Here is a 17493-nt window from a genome sequence, read left to right on the forward strand (position 1 = left end):
AGTCAGAGGCTGGACAGCACCTGCGGCGAGAGGATCTTGATCATGGTGTTGGTCCAGCGCATCTGCCGCAGCGTCCGGGGGTGACACGCGGAGGCCAGGGCGAGCAGCTTGTCGTCCTTGGTGGCCTGGGCGGCCTGCGCGAGCATCTCCCAGTACAGGGAGTTCTGTGCGGCGTCCAGGTGCAGCTCCCGCAGGTCCCGCAGCAGGAGCAGGCCCGGTTCGGGGCGGTGGCCCATCGCCTCGGCCGCCTTCTCCCGCAGCGCTGACAGGACGCCGGGGGAGGGCGCCTCGGACGCGTCGCCGAGGGTCAGGCCGTAGGCGTGCCCCGTGTCGGCCACCTGCCGGACGTGTTCGCGTGACCAGGCGGCGAGGTCGAGGGCGACGTGATGGACCTCGTGGTCGGTGGCATGGCGTTCCGCGACCGTCACCAGCTCCTTCGCCAGGTGCTTCTCACCGTGGTGCAGGGCGCGCAGGACGAGGGTGATGCCGTTCATCGGGCGTCCTCCTCACGGCCGGGGCGGAGCGCCGTGCCCGACTCGGTGACCAGGGCGGACGGGCCGCCTGACGTGGCGGGCACTTCCCCCGGCCGGGCGGGAGCGGACGCGGTGGTCGTCGGCGCGGGCGCGTGATGGCCGTCGGCCCGTTCGACGCGACGCAGCGCCGCCGCGGCGGTCTTGAACAGCGGCTGCTTGGACACCGGGTCCCAGTCGGTGACGGTGAGCTCGTTCGCGGCCCGCCCCGGCGTGTCCCCGCCGGGCTCGTGGCCCGCCTTGGTGTCCCAGTAGCCGTAGTGGAACGGCACGAACAGCAGCCCCGGCCGCAGGTCCGTCACCCGCAGGCGCCCGCGCATCGCGCCGCGCGGTGTGGTGACCTCCACCAGATCGCCCTCCTCCAGCCCGAGCGAGGACGCGTCGGACGCCGAGGCCTCCACCCACACGTCCGGGGCCGCGTCGTTGAGCTGGGGCGCGCGCCCGGTCTTCGTACGGGTGTGGAAGTGGTAGATCGTCCGGCCCGTGGTCAGCTGGAACGGATACTCCTCGCCCGGCTCCTCGTGCGGCGGAAGGTACTCGGCCGCCTTGATCATGGCCTTGCCGTCGGGGTTCAGCGAGCGGTACTCCACGACCTCCGACGCGGCGCCGGTGACCAGGTCCTTGCCGTACGACTCGCAGACGTCCGGGTGCGCCCAGGTGATGCCGTCGGTGTACAGGCGGGCCGTGCCGTCGGGAGCCTGCTCGTTGCACGGCCACTGGATGCCGCTGCCGCCACGCAGCTTGTCGTACGTCAGGCCCGTGTAGTCGCAGGGGCGGCCCGCGCTGCACCGCTTCCACGCCTCGAACGCCGACTCCGGGTCCTGCCAGCCGATCAGCGGGCCGCCGTCCTTGTCGCGGAAGTCCATGCGGGCGGCGTAGTCGAGGAAGATCTCCAGGTCCGGCCGCGCCTCACCGGGCGGCTCCACCGCCTTGTCGGACAGATGCACGGTGCGGTCGGCGTTGGTGAACGTGCCGGTCTTCTCGCCCCAGGTCGCCGCCGGCAGCACCACGTCCGCCAGCTGGGCCGTCTCGGTGAGGAACAGGTCCTGCACCACCACGAACAGCCGGTCCTGCTCCAGCACCGACCGGATGCGGGACAGCTCGGGCAGCGACACCGCCGGGTTGGTGCCGGAGATCCACAGCATGCGGATCGAGCCCTGCTCGGCGTAGCGGAACATCTGCATGGCATGGGTGGGCGGGGCGTAGTGCGGGATGCTCTCCGGCTCGACGTTCCACACACGCGCCAGGTCGGCCACATGGCTGTCGTTCTGCCAGTTGCGGAACCCCGGCAGATCGCCGTCGGCCCCGCACTCGCGGGTGTTCTGCGCCGTGGGCTGGCCGTTCATCTGCAGCACACCCGCGCCGGGCCGGCCCAGCATGCCGCGGATCAGGTGCAGGTTGTCGACCTGTACGGCGGCAGCGGTGGCCTGGTGGGACTGGTAGACGCCCTGCAGCACCGTCGACAGCAGCCGCTCCGCCGTGCCGAGGACCTCGGCGGCCTCACGGATCCGGCCGGCCGGCACGTCGCAGATTGTCGCCGCCCACTCCGGGGTGCACTTCTCCACGCCGGACGCCAGCTCCTCGAAGCCGACCGTGTGCGCCTCGACGTAGGCGTGATCGACGCGGTCGGTGCGGATGATCTCGTGCAGCAGGGCGTTGAGCAGCGCCACGTTGGTCCCCGCGCGCGGAGCCAGATGCACGGCCGCCGCCCGGGCCACCGGCGTGGGCCGCGGGTCGACGCACACCAGGCGCGGCGGGTCGCCGCCCTCCAGCCGGTCCAGGAGGCGCATCCACTGCACGGGCTGCGTCTCGGCGATGTTGTGGCCGAACAGCGCGATCACATCGGCGTGGTCGAAGTCGTCGAAGCTGCCCGGCTGCCCGTCGCAGCCGAAGGACTCCTTCAGCGCCTCCGCGGCCGTGGACGTGCACAGGCGGGTGTTGCCGTCCAGATGGTTGGTGCCGATCCCGGCCCGCGCCAGGACCGCGAGGGTGTAGTACTCCTCCAGGAACAGCTGCCCGGTGGTGTAGAAGCCGATCGACCCGGGCCCGCGCTTGTCCAGCAGCTCCTTGGAACGCGCCACGACCCGGTCCATCGCGGTCGCCCAGTCGCACTCCACCAGGCGTCCGTCCTCACGCACCAGCGGCCTGGTCAGACGGTCCGGGGAGGCGTTGGCCCGCCATGCGAAGAGGTCCTTCGGTCCCAGCCGGCCACGGTTGACGCGGTCCTGCGCCCGGCCGCGTACCCCCACCATCCGCCCGTCCGCGACCGCGATGTCCATCGCGTCGCCGTCCGAGTGCAGCACCGACGCGGTCTGCACCCACCGCTGCACCTGACCGGCGTCGACGCCCGCCTCCAGACAGGTGTCCACCCGCTCGGGCCAGGCCTCGTGCCGTCCGTACGGCGTGCGACTGCCCCACGGCAGCGCGATCCGGTCCACCGAAGCGTCCACGTGCACCTCCAGAAGAGCCGCGCCGACGCCGTACGCGCCGAGCGTCACCCGATACCCCTCACCGCCGGTCCGACACCCTCCTCAGAGCCCCGGCCGGGTGCGCAGCCAGGCGGCGATCCAGCCGGTCTGCATCGCGGCGTCGAGGAGGTAGGTCGGGCGGATCCGCCCCTTCGGCACGTAGACCAGGTCGACGGCCAGCAAGGTGACCGCGGTACCCAGACCGATGCGCCGGGCATGCACCGGACCCCACGGCGCCGGAGCCGCCGCCAGCTGGGCGACACCGGCGGAGACCAGCAGCCCGCCCGTCGTCATCTGCAACCAGACATCGCGCTTCGGTCCGAAGACCCACTCGAAGCTGCGCAGATGCAGCAGCGGCCACAGCCCGCCCACGACGTTGAACGCGCCGTGCGCCACCGCGACCGCCGTCGCCGGCACCTGCGCTGTGCCCATGGCCCGTCCCTTCGGCTCGCAGCCGCGTCTCGGAGGAATCGCCGGGTACCCGGTCGGGACCGGGGGAAACGACGGTCACGAGGCGTTCAGCTCCACGGTCGTGGTGACCCGTACGACGGCGGGTGCGCGGGGCACCGAACCGAACCCGAAGCGCACGGGAGGCTCGACCGGTGCCCGGCCGCCGAGGTCGCGGCCGTCCAGGACCGCCGACACGGCGGTGACGGGCCGCAGGTCCCGTACGGCGTACACCTCCCGGCGCCCGGCACCGGCACTGCCGCGCGTCCGCACGCCGCCCGGGAGCAGCCGGGCGGGCCAGTACGTCAGCGCACCCCACGCCGGACGCGAGGCGACCGCACCGGGCACAGCGCGCAGCAGCAGCCCCAGCGCCCCTCGCCGGCCGACGGTGAAGCGCAGAGCGAGCGGACCGGCGGCGACCGTCCAGGTGTCGCCCTCGATGCGCACCCGGACCGGCACCACATGCACCGCGTCGAAGGTGTACGTGCCGCTCACGAAGTCCGCCGTACGGCGTGTCGGGGCGAGCAGCAGCCGCTCCCCGTCGGCCCGCTCGATCATCACGTCGCTGAACGGCCCGAACGGCGAGCACTGCCAGTGCCCGAGGACGATACGAGTCCCGCAGGAGCAGCCCATGCCCGCGATACGGCCGTCGAACCGCAGCCGCGGGCGCCTAGCGTGCCGGTCCACCGGGAGCGGACACCGCGAGCCGTACATGGCGTACGCCCTCCGAATAGTGCACCAGCGGCTCGGCGGCGGGTGGGCCGAGGCCCGCCGCGGAGGTCAGCGTCTCCTGAAGTCCTTCGACGACGGCGTTCGCCAGCGGCCAGGGTTCGTGCTCGACCGGGATCTCCCACAGCATGCCCAGCCGACGGGTGTACGCCCGCCACCGGGAGGTGAGCCAGAGGTCCCGCTCCGTCGGAGCGAGGGGTTCGCCGGGGCGGACGACCAGCCGGTAGAAGGGGTCGCCACCCCGTCTCGCACCCTCATAGGTGAGGGCGCCCCCGCCCTCACTGACGCGCAGAGTGCCCACGTGGTACGGCGCTCCCACGAGACGAGCCGCCAGCATCGGCGGGAAGGCCACCTCGATCGACAGGAACCACAGCCCGTTCTGCCCGTCCGGCCCCCGGACGTAGGTCCGGAGATTGGTCTCCGCGAACGTCGGCAGGCCAGGCAGGAGGGCGGGCACCCCGGGTGGGCGCACATCGGCCATGACGAAGGGGGTCAGACTCACCCACGCCGCACCCTCGTGCCGGTCCACGGTCAGTCCCTGGGGCAGCAGTGCCTGCACGCTGTCCGGTGGGAAGGGCCAGTGGACGAAGGTCTGCCGCAGCCAGTCGGCCCGCAGGACGGGGGCTCTCACGGCTCTGCCCGTTCGATCAGGTGGTCAGCACGGAGTCGTCCTCGGGGCGGGCACCGGGCAGCTGGTGGCGGGCGGCTATCAGCGCGGCGTCGATGTCACGGGTGCCGGTCGCCACGCACAGCGTGTAGGCGACGTCGTCCATCCTCTGGCGCACTCCGGTGCTCCCGTCCTCGGCATGCAGGATGCGCAGCGTCTCGTACTGCTCGATCAGGTTCTTCAGAACAGCAGGATGTGCCATCAGCATCGGAAGCCTCCCTCGTCGCGGTGTCCACATGGGCCGTTCACCGTGTGCCCAGGCCCGACGCCGCCAATCCCGGACGGCCCGCATGCTTCGGCGCCGCGAGTGCGGTAACTCGGCGGATGCGTGAACGGGGGAGAACCGATGCTCAGGGAACGACGAGGAGAGGGTCCTGCCATGGCCGACGACCTCATCACCATGGTCACCACCGACCACCGCGAGCTGCAGCGACTGTTCGGCATGATGAAATCGGACAGGAGTTCCCGGCCGCTGGCGCTTCCCCTGGCCGTGGCCATGCTGGAGGCGCACAGCGAGGCCGAGGAGGACCGGGTGTACCCGGCCGTCGCCCGGGAGGCCGGCGAGAAGGAGGAGGCCGAGCACGCCGCCGAGGAGCACCACGAGGCGGAGAGCCTCGGCAAGCATCTGCTGGAGATGGACTGGGAGAGCGAGGAGTTCGAGCGGGCCCTGGAGCAGTGGATCGGGGCGGTGGAGCACCACATGCAGGAGGAGGAGAACGACATCCTCCCGGCCCTGCGCGAAGCCGTCGACTCCGACCGGCTGCGCGAACTCGGCCTCCAGTTCGCCACCCGGCGCTCCCGCAAGCTGACGGGAGAGCCCCTCAAGGCCGCCGGCGGCGACGGTCGGACGGGCAGCACCGAGGGACGGACCCGCGCGGAGCTGTACGACAAGGCGAAGGAACTCGGCGTGGAGGGCCGCTCCTCCATGTCCAAGGACGAACTGGCCGAGGAAGTGAGCAAGGCGGAGGGCAGCAATGGTTGAGGGCTTCGGCTGAGGGATTCGGCTGCGGGCTTCGACTGAGGAGGCCCGTCTCATCATGCGACCGCCAAGGTGCAGCGCATGAGACGGACCTCCCTCGAGGGCCGGCCCTGTCCGTCGCTCGCACCGTGGACATCCTGGGCGACGCCTGGACCCTCCTGGTGCTGCGCGAGGTCTTCTCTGGGGAGTCCCGCTTCGGGGAGAGCCGGCACAGGTGACTCGCGGGGGCGGGTTGGTCTGCTGGGCAGTGGCTCACGCCGCGGTGCCGGCCTCGGGGCGGGGCCGGCTGCTGGCACGGCCGGCTCATGCCTCGGCACCGGCCCGGGTGCGTGCGCTCGCCCGGCTCATGCGTCGGCCCCGCGGGCGGGGCGGGGCCGGTTGCCGGGCTGTTCGGCTCATACGTCCGCCCCGGTCTCCTGGACGAGCCGACCGCACGGCTGGGCTGACGCCCGCCACGGCGCCGGCCCCGGGGGGTTTCGCTCGCCCGGCCCGGCCGGCTGACGCTTTGGCCCGCCTCCGGGGAGGGTTCGGTTGCCGGGCTGGGCTCGTTCGTGTTCTCCCGCGCCCGATGTCCTGGACCAGTTGATCGCCGGGCGCGGCCGGCTCCCTCGCCGTAGGCCCCCGGGCCGGTTCGCTGGTCCAGCTCGGCTGACTCAGGCGTCGGCCTTCCCGCTTCCGGGACGGTTCGGCTGGCTGATGCCCCTCCCTCACCAGGACCACTTTGATCGCCTGGGCGCGCTGCCGCCCCGGCGCCCGCCTCCCGGTCAGGTTCGCCCTGGCCCGCTGACTCACCCCTCAGCCTCGCTTCCCGGCCCACCCCACTCACACCTCCGCCCCCACCCCCCGACAACTCGATCGCCCGCCAGCGTGCCGAGTCGACTTCGTGGCCTCGCCTCCAGTCAAGTCGCCCCCCACCGGCAGAGTTTCGCAATAAGGACGGTGTCGGCCGTGCCGACGATGACCGGCCGCGTCGCAAGGGTGAAGGCCGCACCACCATCCGGACGCCGCCCGCGTGGCGTGCGCTCGGGCCGCGGCGGGCGTGGTGTGCCCTGAAGGCTCCGTACGGTCCACCCGCGAAGGAGACACCCGGCATGTTCGGACAATCGCAGGCGTTCAGTGGCTTCTCGGTCGACGACCTCGACCAGGCCCGCCGGTTCTACGGCGAGACGCTCGGCCTCCAGGCGGAGGAGGTCGGGCAGGGCGACATGCGGATGCTGACCCTCACGCTCGGGAGTGGCGCGAAGGTCTTCGTCTACCCGAAGGAGAACCACACCCCGGCGACCTTCACGATCCTCAACTTCCCCGTCGACGACATCGACGACGCCGTGACCAAGCTGCAGGACCGCGGCGTCACGCTCGAGCGCTACTCCGGCTTCGACCAGGACGACAAGGGCGTCCTCCGCAGCGGCGGCGGCGACGGACCCAAGGCGATCGCATGGTTCACGGACCCGGCCGGCAACGTCCTCTCGGTGATTCAGGAGAACTGAGCATCGCGTCGGGAGGAGCGGTCCTTGGGGTCGAAAGTTTCGATGAAAGGGGTTGGCGCCCTCTCGATCTATGACCCGACCGCTCCTTCCGTACATTCATAGGTACGAAGGCAGTACCCTCTACCTGCGCAAATACTCCCCTCACGATCCCTCAGAGCCTTCGAATGTTTCGAGCTGCAAGTCGAAACTATTGACAGTTGACGTGCCCAGACCAACACTGACGCCGTTGACAGGGCTCCACCGCACCATCACGAGGACGTGGAGGAACGCGCACATGAACCAAGCACCCGCACCCCACCGGCCACGCCGGTCCGGCCGCTTCAGGTCGGTGGTCAGCACCGCCTGCACCCTGCTGCTGATGGCCATGGCCGCGCTGCTTCTCCCGGGGACCGCGCACGCGGACACGGTCGTCACGACGAACCAGACCGGGACGAACAACGGCTACTACTACTCGTTCTGGACCGACTCCCAGGGCACCGTCTCCATGAACCTGGGCTCCGGCGGGAACTACAGCACGCAGTGGAGCAACACGGGCAACTTCGTCGCCGGCAAGGGCTGGAGCAACGGCAGCCGCCGCAGCGTGACGTACTCCGGGACGTTCAACCCCTCCGGAAACGCCTATCTCGCGCTGTACGGCTGGATGTCCAACCCGCTCGTCGAGTACTACATCGTCGACAACTGGGGCACCTACCGGCCCACGGGCACCTTCATGGGCACGGTGACCAGCGACGGCGGCACGTACGACATCTACAAGACGACGCGCTACAACGCCCCCTCCGTGGAAGGCACCCGCACCTTCGACCAGTACTGGAGCGTCCGGCAGTCCAAGCGGACCGGCGGCACCATCACCACCGGCAACCACTTCGACGCCTGGGCCCGCGCCGGAATGCCGATCGGCACCTTCAGCTACTACATGATCATGGCGACCGAGGGCTACCAGAGCAGCGGCAGCTCCAACATCACCGTCGGCGGCACCGATTCGGGCGGCGGCGGTGGTGGTGGCGGCGGTGGCGGCACCGGCTGTACGGCCACCCTGTCCGCCGGCCAGCAGTGGAGCGACCGCTACAACCTCAACGTGTCGGTGAGCGGCGCCACCAACTGGACCGTCACCATGAACGTCCCCTCACCCGCCAAGGTCCTCTCCACCTGGAACGTCTCCGCGAGCTACCCGAGCGCACAGGTGCTGACGGCGAAACCCAACGGCAGCGGCAACAACTGGGGCGTCACCATCCAGCACAACGGCAACCGGACCTGGCCCACCGTCACCTGCTCGACGGCCTGAGGGGGAACGGTCCATGAGATTCCGTCCCCTGCTCGCGAAACTGGCGGTCGCCGCCATGGCCCTGACCGGCACGCTCACCGTGCACTCCACCCCCGCGCAGGCCGCCGCCTGCTCCGGATACGTCGGCCTCACCTTCGACGACGGCCCGTCCAGCAGCACCCCGGCCCTGCTCAACGCCCTCACCCAGAACGGGCTGCGGGCCACAATGTTCAACCAGGGCCAGTACGCCGCCGCCAACGCGTCCCAGGTGCGGGCGCAGGTCGCCGCCGGAATGTGGGTCGCGAACCACAGCTACACCCACCCGCATCTGACCACGCTGTCCCAGGCGCAGATCGACTCCGAGATCTCCCGCACCCAGCAGGCGATCTCGGCCGCGGGCGGTGGCACGCCCCGGCTGTTCCGGCCGCCGTACGGCGAGACCAACGCGACCGTGCGGACGGTCGAGGCCAAGTACGGTCTGACCGAGATCCTCTGGGACGTCGACTCGCAGGACTGGAACGGCGCGAGCACCGACGCCATCGTGCAGGCCGCGGGCCGCCTCACCAACGGCCAGGTCATCCTCATGCACGACTGGCCAGCCAACACCCTCGCGGCGATCCCGCGCATCGCGCAGAACCTGGCCGCCCGCGGCCTGTGCGCGGGGATGATCTCCCCGCAGACCGGCCGCGCCGTGGCCCCCGACGGCGGCAGCGGTGGCGGTGGGGGTGGCGGTGGCGGCTGTACGGCCACCCTGTCCGCGGGCCAGCAGTGGAGCGACCGCTACAACCTCAACGTCTCGGTCACGGGCTCCAGCAACTGGACAGTGACGATGAACGTGCCCTCCCCGGCCAAGGTCATCGCCACCTGGAACGTCTCCGCGAGCTATCCGAGCGCACAGGTGCTGACGGCGAAGCCCAACGGCAGTGGCAACAACTGGGGCGTCACCATCCAGCACAACGGCAACCGGACCTGGCCGACCGTCACCTGCACGGCCGGCTGACCCGGGGCATCCCCGTGGCGCGGCAGCCTCCTCCCCGGCCGCCGCGCCACACCGCGCCCGAAGGACGTACTTGTCGGACAAGCCCATGGCCCCGAAAGAGGGACGCGGATTCCCCTGATACGGGTCATCCACCCCGGTCGGCGTACCGCCTGCGCGCATGTTCGCGTTGGCAGCAGCATGGACCGCACAGTCACCACCGGGTGCCTCGTCCTGGCGGGCGAGGGCCGACGGCAACGGTACGGCGAACCCGACGGGTCAGCTCCGGCTCATCCACCCATCTACGCCGCCCTGATCAGGGAATGGCAGTCCGGCGGCCGGACCGTCCCGGGCGTACGGGACGCCCAGTGGACCGCCCTGGTCTCGCCGGCCCCGTGGATCGGGGAGTCGCCTCCGCGTCGTACGGCCGGACCGCCCGACGGCGGATGAGGACGGGCCGACGGGCCGACGGCCGACGGCCGTTCAGCTGCCGGGCGCGTCCGCCGCGGATGCCCCGCAGGTGGGGCACCGCCGCCGGGCCCTGACCTGCACGGCGAGCGAGGCGACCGCCTGCTGCAGCGCCAGCTCCATCGCCGCGGGCACGAACAGCGTGCCGAGACCGTCGGGCGGGACCAGCCAGCGCAGGGGCCCCGCGACCCGGTTCGGCGCGGGCGCGACGATCCGCGCGCCCCGGCCCAGATACCGGACGTCGGGCCCGACCCAGCCGCCGGACGGCTCCGGCGGCAGGAAGAAGCCGACCCGGCGGGAGTCGGCGTCCGCGAGCGCGGGCCCGGGCGGCTGAGGAATGCACAGCAGGGCGTCCAGCGCCCGCACGCCCAGCTCCTCGGACACACTCAGCACGTCCCAGAACCGCCCGCAGGTCAGCAGCGCGACCCCGGCCGCGGAGCGCCACTGCCGTTTGCACTCCCGCGGGTCGCCGGCAGCGGCGGCCAGCCATTCCCTGGCCCGCCGGTCGGGATCTCGCATCGCGTACCTCCGATAGCCCTCAGCCCTGTCCGCAGGGCGCACGTCCCCCTTGCTGCCAGGACCGCCGGACACGGGAGGTTCATGTTGGTAGATATTTCTATGCATCGGAAGGGGTGGCGGACCGTGGCGAATGCTGCCGAAATGTTCCTTCTGAAGAGAGCCTGGCGCGCGGTCAGCCGCTGTGCCCGGGCCGCCGCGCGCCGGCGCCCCCTCCGCCCGGACCCGCTCACGTCCCTCGTGGAGACCGCACGCCGTCTCGACTACGGCTGCGGGTGCCTGCCGGAGACCCCGGAAGAAGAGACGTAGGCGGGCGGGGTCCCGGTCAGTCCTCGCTGTTGCGGTCGAGCGGGCCCCACCGTCCGGGCTGCTCCGTGATGACGCGGGTCGCCTCCGAGATCACCTGGTCGGCGATCCAGCCCAGCGGTTCCACGTCCGTGACCAGGGGTTCGTTGTCCGGTCCGCGCGACGACTCGGCGCCGTGCAGGATCCACGGCCGGGTCGGACCGTCCTTCACCCGGGGCAGATGGCAGTAGTCGTACAGCCGCCGGGCCACCCAGACGTGCACGGGCCGCTCGCCCCACCAGTCCTCGACGTCCAGGGGGCTGGCCGACAGGCCCGGCAGCTTCACGCCGGTCAGATCGTCCCTGCTGCTCACGTCCGACAGGTCCACATGCGGACCGCGCGACCAGCGCACGTACAGCCCGTTGCGGCCGGTGACGAGACGGGCCAGCTCGTCGAGGCTGGTGAACGTCGGCAGGTCGGTGCGCGCCTTCTCGTCGTGCTCCATCTCTGACTCCCGCGTGGCGGGGTGGGCCGGAGGCGTCGGCTGTACCGCCTGCCTCCCGTGTCACCCCACGTCTCATGGGCCGTACACCAGCCCGTGTGCCCCGGACCCGGCAGGTGATGTGCCCGCCCCGCCGGACGTCCGGGACTCCAGCGCGCGCAGGACGGCCACCATGTCCTCGCCGCCGTGCCCCTGCGCGACCGTCTCGGCGTACAGGGCATGGCAGACGTCGAGCAGCGGAGACGCCACCTCGGCACTGCGGGCGGCCTCGGCGATGAGCCGGTTGTTCTTCAGGACGTCCGCGGCCGCCGCCTGGACCGCGAAGTCCCGCTCCAGCAGCTTCGGCGCCTTCATCCGGGACACGGCACTGGCCATCGGCCCCGCGTCCAGGACGTCCCGCAGCAGCCGCTGGTCCAGCCCGTGCCGGCCGGCGAAGTGGAACGCCTCGGCCAGCCCGGTGACCAGCGTGATCAGGAACAGGTTCACCGAGAACTTCATCAGCAGCGCGCCCGGCACCCGGCCGCAGTCGAACAGCTCGTGGCACACAGGCGCGAGCAGCGGGCGGACGGCCGCCACGGCGTCCTCGTCCCCCGCCAGCATTCCCACCAGCCGGCCCTGCTCGGCCGGGACACGGGAACCGGACACCGGCGCCTCGACGTACCGCCCGCCCGCCGCCAGGATGTCGGCCCGCAGCCCCTCCGAGTACTCGGCCGAGGTCGTGCCCATGTGGACGACGGTGCGCCCGGCGACACGCGCGGCGAAGCCCGGCGTGCCCCGCCCCAGCACCGCGTCCACCGCGGCCTCGTCGGCCAGCATGAGGAACACCGTCCCGGCCCGCCGGAACACCTCGGCGGGCGTGGCCGCGACCTCGGCTCCGGCGGCGCGCAGGGGTGCGCACCGGGCGGGCGTACGGTTCCACACGATCAGCGGCGTCCCGGCGCGGGCGAGGTTGAGGGCCATGGGCTGCCCCATGACACCGAGGCCGACGAAACCGACGTACATGACGCACCGCCTTCCCGGCCCGCGTCCGAGCGGAGCCGTGGCCGTCCCGGCCAGGTCTATGACAGCGGTCATAGTAGCCGTCGCTATGACAGCGGTCATAGAGTGGAGCGCGCGGTACGTGCAGGACGGCTGGTGGAGGTCGAGGATGTCGGGGTCCGAACGCGGCCCGCGTGAGCGGATGGTCTTCAGCGCGGCCCAGCTGATCCGGCGCGACGGAGTCGCCGCGACCGGCATGCGCGAGGTCGCCGCGCACGCCGGCGCGCCCCGCGGCTCCCTCCAGCACTACTTCCCGGGTGGGAAGGAACAGCTGGTCAACGAGGCCGTGGCGTGGGCCGGCCGCTACGCCGGGAAACGCGTCGCGCGCTTCCTCGCCGCCCTGGACGAGCCGACGCCCAGCGGGCTGTTCGCCGAGATGGTGCGGCAGTGGACGGACGAGTACGAGGCGGAGGGCTTCGCCGGGGGCTGCCCGGTCGCCGCCGCCACCGTCGACTGGGTGGACTCCACCGAGTCCACCCGCGAGGCCGCCGCCGCTGCCTTCGCCACCTGGACCGCACCGGTCGCCCGGGCCCTGGCCGACCTGGGCGTCCCCGCCCCGCGCACCGAACCGCTCGCCACCCTCATGATCAGCGCCCTGGAAGGCGCCCTCCTCATCGCCCGCGCCGAGCGGGACGTCCGCGCCCTGACGACCGTCGCCGCGGAACTCGGCCCGCTGCTCGACGCCGCGGTGACACGGGAAGGCGCGGTGTGAGGCGTGCGCCTGCCGGACGCCCCTGGGAGGATCACGGCATGGCGGACACACTTCTGCGCGACGATGGCCGCGCCCCCTACCTGAACTGATCAGCGGGCCCGTGAGCGGAACGTACGGCGGTAGGTGTCCGGTGGGACGCCGACCGTGCGGTTGAAGTGCCGGCGCAACGTCGTGGCGGTGCCCATGCCGGTGGCCGTCGCGATCGTGTCGACGCTGTCGTCGGTCCGCTCCAGCAACTCCTGGGCGTGCCGTATCCGTTGGGTCAGCAGCCACTGCAGGGGAGTCGTGCCGGTCGCCGCCCGGAAGTGGCGGCCCAGATGCCGTGAGCTCATCCCCGCCCGCCGGGCCAGGTCCTCCACGGTCAGCGGCTGGTCGAGCCGCTCGATGATCCACGGGAACAGCGCGGCGAGCGGATGGTCGTCCCGGGCGGGCACCGGCGTGGCGACGAACTGCGCCTGCCCGCCGGCCCGGTGCGGCGGTACGACGAGCCGGCGGGCGGCCGCGTTGGCGACCGACGAGCCGTGGTCGAGCCGGACCAGGTGCAGACAGAGATCCATCGCGGCGGCCTTCCCCGCGGAGGTCAGCACGCTGCCGTTGTCCACGTAGAGCACATCCGGGTCGACCTCCACCCGCGGATGGCGCTCGGCCAGCACCTCGGTGTGCGCCCAGTGCGTCGTCGCGCGCCTTCCGTCCAGCAGCCCGGCCGCGGCCAGCACGAACGCGCCCGTGCACAGGGACACCACCCGCGCACCCGCCTCATGAGCGGCCCGCACCGCGTCGACCAGCTCGACGGGCGGGTCCACGTCGACGTCGGCCCAGCCGGGCACGATCACGGTGTCGGCGTCCCGCAGCCGGTCGAGCCCGTGGTCGGGCTCCAGCAGGAACCGGCCGACACGCACGGGGAGCGGCCCGCAGACGGTGACCTCGTACCAGGGGACCGTCACCCCTGCCGGTGCCGAGCCGAACACCTCGTACGCCATGGACAGTTCGAAGTGGAGCATTCCGTCGGTGACGGCGAGCGCGACAGAGGCCATGTCCGGAAGTGTACGGGTCATGTCGTTCCGGACACTCACGATCGGCCGGTCCGCCCGGACACGATGTCCTCAGTCGATCAACTGGATGCAGGGGAGAGGTCATGGCGGCGGGGCAGACGGTGACGGTGTTCGGCGCGTACGGGCACACCGGGCGGTTCGTGGTGGCGGAGCTGCGGGAACGCGGGTTCGTCCCGGTCCTGGCCGGCCGTGACGCGGACAGGCTGCGGGCGCTGGCGGAGGAGTCCGGCCACGAGGCCCATGAGGCGTCGGCCGACGATCCGGCCTCGCTCGACCGGGCACTCGCCGGGGCGGCCGCGGTGATCAACTGCGCCGGGCCCTTCGCGTCGACGGCCGCCCCCGTCATCGAGGCGGCCCTGCGCGCCGGCATCCCGTACGTGGACGTGGCCGCCGAGATCGAGGCCAACGCCGACACCTTCGCGCACTTCACCGACCGCGCCCGCGCCGAAGGAGCGGTGATCGTCCCCGCCATGGCCTTCTTCGGCGGCCTCGGCGACCTCCTCGCCACCGCCGCGATGGGCGACTGGACGACGGCCGACGAGGCGCATGTCGCCTACGCGCTCAGCAGTTGGCACCCCACCGCCGGGACGCGCCTCGCGGGCCGGGTGTCCGGCGAGCGGCGCGGCGGCGCCCGCGTCGTCCACCGCGACGGACGACTGCAGTACCGGCACGACGAACCGCCGGTCCTGAAGTGGACGTTCCCCGACCCGCTGGGCCCGCAGACGGTCATCGGCGAGTTCACGATGGCCGACGTCGTCACCCTCCCCAGCCACCTCGCCGTCCCCGAGGTGCGCACCTACATGAACGCCGACGCGGCCCAGGACGTGCGCGACCCCGACACGCCGGCCCCGGCCGCGGTCGACGAGGCCGGACGATCGGACCAGACCTTCGTCGTCGACGTCGTCGTACGCTCCGGCGGCAGCGAACGCCGGGCCGTGGCGACCGGCCGGGACATCTACGCCGTCACCGCGCCGCTCGCCGTGGAAGCGGTCCACCGCATCCTCACCGGGCGCACCCGCACGGTCGGCGTCGCCTCCGCGGGCGAGATCTTCGACGCGCCCGACTTCCTGCGCGCCCTGTCCCCGCATCTGTCGGTGGACCTGAGCGGCTGACGGGCGTACGTGTCCACGCCCCGGCCGGCCGCGGTGGGCGGCCGGCCGGGAATTGTTGTCAGCGCAGGTCGAACCGGTCCAGGTTCATCACCTTGTCCCACGCCGCGACGAAGTCACGGACGAACTTCTCGTCCGCGTCCCTCGCGGCGTACACCTCCGACAGCGCGCGGAGCTGGGAGTTCGCACCGAAGACGAGGTCGACCGCGGTCGCGGTCCACTTGACCTCGCCGGTGGCACGGTCACGGCCCTCGAAGACGTTCTCGGTGTCGGCCGAGGCCTTCCACTCCGTGTTCATGTCGAGCAGGTTCACGAAGAAGTCGGTGGTGAGCGTCTCCGGCCGCTGGGTGAGGACGCCGTGCGGGGAGCCTTTGAAGCCGGCGTTCAGGGCCCGCATGCCGCCGATCAGCACCGCCATCTCGGGGGCCGTCAGGTTCAGCATGTTGGCGCGGTCCAGCAGAAGGGTCTCCGGCGACAGCTTCTCACCGGGCCGCAGATAGTTGCGGAACCCGTCCGCCTTGGGTTCGAGCACGGCGAACGAGTCCACGTCGGTCTGCTCCTGCGACGCGTCCGTGCGTCCGGGCGCGAACGGGACCGTGACGGTGTGCCCGGCCCGCTGCGCCGCCTGCTCGACGGCCGCGCACCCGCCCAGGACGATCAGGTCGGCGAGGGAGACCTTCTTCCCGCCGGTCTGGGCGTTGTCGAACTCCTGCCGGATCCGTTCGAGGGTCTGCAGTGTCTCGGTGATCTCGGGCAGGTCGTTGAGCTCCCAGTCCTTCTGCGGCGCGAGCCGGATGCGGGCCCCGTTGGCGCCGCCCCGCTTGTCCGTGCCGCGGAAGCTCGCCGCCGACGCCCAGGCGGTGGTGACCAACTGGGGCAGCGACAGGCCCGAGGCGAGGATCGTGCGCTTGAGAGCCGCGATGTCCTCTGCGCCGACCAGTTCGTGATCGACCTCGGGGACGGGGTCCTGCCACAGCTGCGGCTCGGCGACCCATGGGCCGAGGTAGCGCGACAGGGGGCCCATGTCGCGGTGCAGCAGCTTGTACCAGGCCTTGGCGAACGCCAGCGCCAGTTCCTCCGGGTTCTCGTGGAACCTCTTGGAGATCGGCCCGTACACCGGGTCCAGCTTCAGCGCCAGGTCCGTCGTCAGCATCATCGGGGCGTGCCGCTTGGACGGATCGTGCGCGTCGGGCACCGTGTCCCGGGCCGCCGGGTCCGTCGGGGTCCACTGCTTCGCGCCGGCCGGGCTGGTCGTCAGCTCCCAGTCGTAGCGGAACAGATTGTCCAGGTACCCGTTGTCCCAGCGCGTCGGCTCGGTGGTCCAGGCGCCCTCCAGACCACTGGTGAGCGCGTGCGGACCCTTACCGCTGCCGTAGGTGTTCCGCCAGCCCATGCCCTGCTGTTCGAGGGGCGCGGCCTCGGGCTCGGGTCCGATGTAGGAGGGGTCGACCGCGCCGTGGCACTTGCCGAAGGTGTGGCCGCCGACGATGAGCGCGACCGTCTCCTCGTCGTTCATCGCCATCCGCCCGAACGTCTCGCGGATGTCCCGCGCCGCCGCCAGCGGGTCGGGCTCGCCGTTCGGCCCCTCCGGATTGACGTAGATCAGGCCCATCTGCACCGCGCCGAAGGGGCCCGTGAGTTCGCGGTCGCCGGTGTAGCGCTCGTCGCCGAGCCAGGTGTCCTCGGGGCCCCAGAAGATCTCCTCGGGTTCCCAGATGTCCTCCCGGCCGAAGCCGAACCCGAACGTCTTGAAGCCCATCGACTCCATCGCGCAGTTCCCGGCGAAGACCAGCAGATCGCCCCACGAGATCTTCCGGCCGTACTTCTGCTTGACCGGCCACAGCAGGCGGCGCGCCTTGTCCAGGCTCGCGTTGTCCGGCCAGCTGTTGAGCGGGGCGAAACGCTGCGCGCCCGAGCCGCCGCCGCCCCGGCCGTCCGCGATGCGGTACGTCCCCGCCGCGTGCCAGCTCATCCGGATGAAGAGTGGCCCGTAGTGGCCGTAGTCGGCGGGCCACCAGTCCTGGGACGTCGTCATCACCTCGAAGACGTCCCGCTTGAGCGCCTCGAGATCGAGGGTCGCGAACTCCTTGGCGTAGTCGAAGTCCTCGTCCATCGGATTGGACCGGGGCGAGTGCTGATGGAGAACCTGAAGGTCCAGCTGATTCGGCCACCAGTCCCGATTCGTCCTGGGCCGGGTCGACGTCGGGGTCGGGGAGGGAATTGCTGGGTTCTCGCTTTCACTGCCGGACACGTCCGACCTTCTTCCT

General features: G+C 71.7%; 18 protein-coding genes. 7 read left to right on the plus strand and 11 right to left on the minus strand.

The window, feature by feature from the left end; genetic code table 11:
* Positions 1-2 precede the first annotated feature (2 nt).
* The 6 genes from RKD23_RS36155 to RKD23_RS36180 all read right to left on the minus strand — a co-directional run bounded on the left by RKD23_RS36155 (position 3) and on the right by RKD23_RS36180 (position 5049).
* Positions 3-494, minus strand: coding sequence for a hypothetical protein (locus RKD23_RS36155; protein ID WP_424857572.1), 492 nt, complete (start codon positions 492-494; stop codon positions 3-5).
* Positions 491-2980, minus strand: coding sequence for a molybdopterin oxidoreductase family protein (locus RKD23_RS36160; RefSeq protein WP_424858415.1), 2490 nt, complete (start codon positions 2978-2980; stop codon positions 491-493). The genes RKD23_RS36155 and RKD23_RS36160 overlap by 4 nt, the downstream gene beginning before the upstream one ends.
* Positions 2981-3061: 81 nt before the next feature.
* Positions 3062-3430, minus strand: a complete 369-nt coding sequence (locus RKD23_RS36165) for a hypothetical protein (protein ID WP_424857573.1) — start codon at positions 3428-3430, stop codon at positions 3062-3064.
* A 75-nt stretch (positions 3431-3505) separates the two neighbouring features.
* A complete protein-coding gene (locus RKD23_RS36170; protein ID WP_424858416.1) occupies positions 3506-4078 on the minus strand; it encodes a hypothetical protein in 573 nt (190 codons plus the stop codon).
* A gap of 37 nt (positions 4079-4115) precedes the next feature.
* Entirely contained in the window at positions 4116-4805 is a 690-nt protein-coding gene (locus RKD23_RS36175) for a YqjF family protein (RefSeq protein WP_424857574.1), read from the minus strand.
* A gap of 16 nt (positions 4806-4821) precedes the next feature.
* On the minus strand, positions 4822-5049 hold the full coding sequence (locus RKD23_RS36180) for a DUF5133 domain-containing protein (RefSeq protein ID WP_424857575.1): 228 nt from the start codon (positions 5047-5049) through the stop codon (positions 4822-4824).
* A gap of 171 nt (positions 5050-5220) precedes the next feature.
* Here RKD23_RS36180 and RKD23_RS36185 point away from each other — a divergent pair, with 171 nt between their 5' ends.
* The 5 genes from RKD23_RS36185 (at position 5221) to RKD23_RS36205 (ending at position 9994) form a co-directional block, all read left to right on the plus strand.
* A complete protein-coding gene (locus RKD23_RS36185) occupies positions 5221-5823 on the plus strand; it encodes a hemerythrin domain-containing protein (protein ID WP_424857576.1) in 603 nt (200 codons plus the stop codon).
* Between the two features lie 1088 nt (positions 5824-6911).
* Positions 6912-7307, plus strand: coding sequence for a VOC family protein (locus tag RKD23_RS36190; RefSeq protein WP_424857577.1), 396 nt, complete (start codon positions 6912-6914; stop codon positions 7305-7307).
* A 274-nt stretch (positions 7308-7581) separates the two neighbouring features.
* Positions 7582-8589: a glycoside hydrolase family 11 protein gene (locus tag RKD23_RS36195; protein WP_424857578.1), complete on the plus strand. Its 1008-nt coding sequence runs from the start codon at positions 7582-7584 to the stop codon at positions 8587-8589.
* Between the two features lie 13 nt (positions 8590-8602).
* Positions 8603-9568, plus strand: a complete 966-nt coding sequence (locus RKD23_RS36200; protein WP_424857579.1) for a polysaccharide deacetylase family protein — start codon at positions 8603-8605, stop codon at positions 9566-9568.
* A gap of 177 nt (positions 9569-9745) precedes the next feature.
* Positions 9746-9994: a hypothetical protein gene (locus RKD23_RS36205; protein ID WP_424857580.1), complete on the plus strand. Its 249-nt coding sequence runs from the start codon at positions 9746-9748 to the stop codon at positions 9992-9994.
* Positions 9995-10027: 33 nt separating this feature from the next.
* Here the strand turns inward: RKD23_RS36205 and RKD23_RS36210 are convergent, their stop codons facing one another.
* From RKD23_RS36210 to RKD23_RS36220, 3 genes are all read right to left on the minus strand, one after another.
* Positions 10028-10531: a hypothetical protein gene (locus RKD23_RS36210; RefSeq protein WP_424857581.1), complete on the minus strand. Its 504-nt coding sequence runs from the start codon at positions 10529-10531 to the stop codon at positions 10028-10030.
* Positions 10532-10853: 322 nt separating this feature from the next.
* Entirely contained in the window at positions 10854-11318 is a 465-nt protein-coding gene (locus RKD23_RS36215) for a DUF6098 family protein (protein ID WP_424857582.1), read from the minus strand.
* A 72-nt stretch (positions 11319-11390) separates the two neighbouring features.
* A complete protein-coding gene (locus RKD23_RS36220; RefSeq protein ID WP_424857583.1) occupies positions 11391-12317 on the minus strand; it encodes an NAD(P)-dependent oxidoreductase in 927 nt (308 codons plus the stop codon).
* 145 nt (positions 12318-12462) lie between these two features.
* Here RKD23_RS36220 and RKD23_RS36225 point away from each other — a divergent pair, with 145 nt between their 5' ends.
* On the plus strand, positions 12463-13065 hold the full coding sequence (locus RKD23_RS36225) for a TetR/AcrR family transcriptional regulator (protein ID WP_424857584.1): 603 nt from the start codon (positions 12463-12465) through the stop codon (positions 13063-13065).
* Between the two features lie 89 nt (positions 13066-13154).
* On the opposite strand, the gene RKD23_RS36230 is transcribed toward RKD23_RS36225, so the two are convergent.
* Positions 13155-14099 (minus strand): helix-turn-helix domain-containing protein, encoded by a 945-nt coding sequence (locus RKD23_RS36230; protein ID WP_424857585.1) that lies wholly within the window; start codon positions 14097-14099, stop codon positions 13155-13157.
* A 101-nt stretch (positions 14100-14200) separates the two neighbouring features.
* On the opposite strand from RKD23_RS36230, the gene RKD23_RS36235 reads away from it, so the two are divergent.
* Positions 14201-15229, plus strand: a complete 1029-nt coding sequence (locus tag RKD23_RS36235; protein ID WP_424857586.1) for a saccharopine dehydrogenase family protein — start codon at positions 14201-14203, stop codon at positions 15227-15229.
* 58 nt (positions 15230-15287) lie between these two features.
* On the opposite strand, the gene katG is transcribed toward RKD23_RS36235, so the two are convergent.
* Positions 15288-17477 (minus strand): catalase/peroxidase HPI, encoded by a 2190-nt coding sequence (gene katG / locus RKD23_RS36240; protein ID WP_424857587.1) that lies wholly within the window; start codon positions 17475-17477, stop codon positions 15288-15290.
* Positions 17478-17493: the final 16 nt, after the last annotated feature.

The sequence above is a fragment of the Streptomyces sp. SAI-170 genome, assembly GCF_049739565.1.
In the GTDB taxonomy this organism is placed as follows: domain Bacteria; phylum Actinomycetota; class Actinomycetes; order Streptomycetales; family Streptomycetaceae; genus Streptomyces.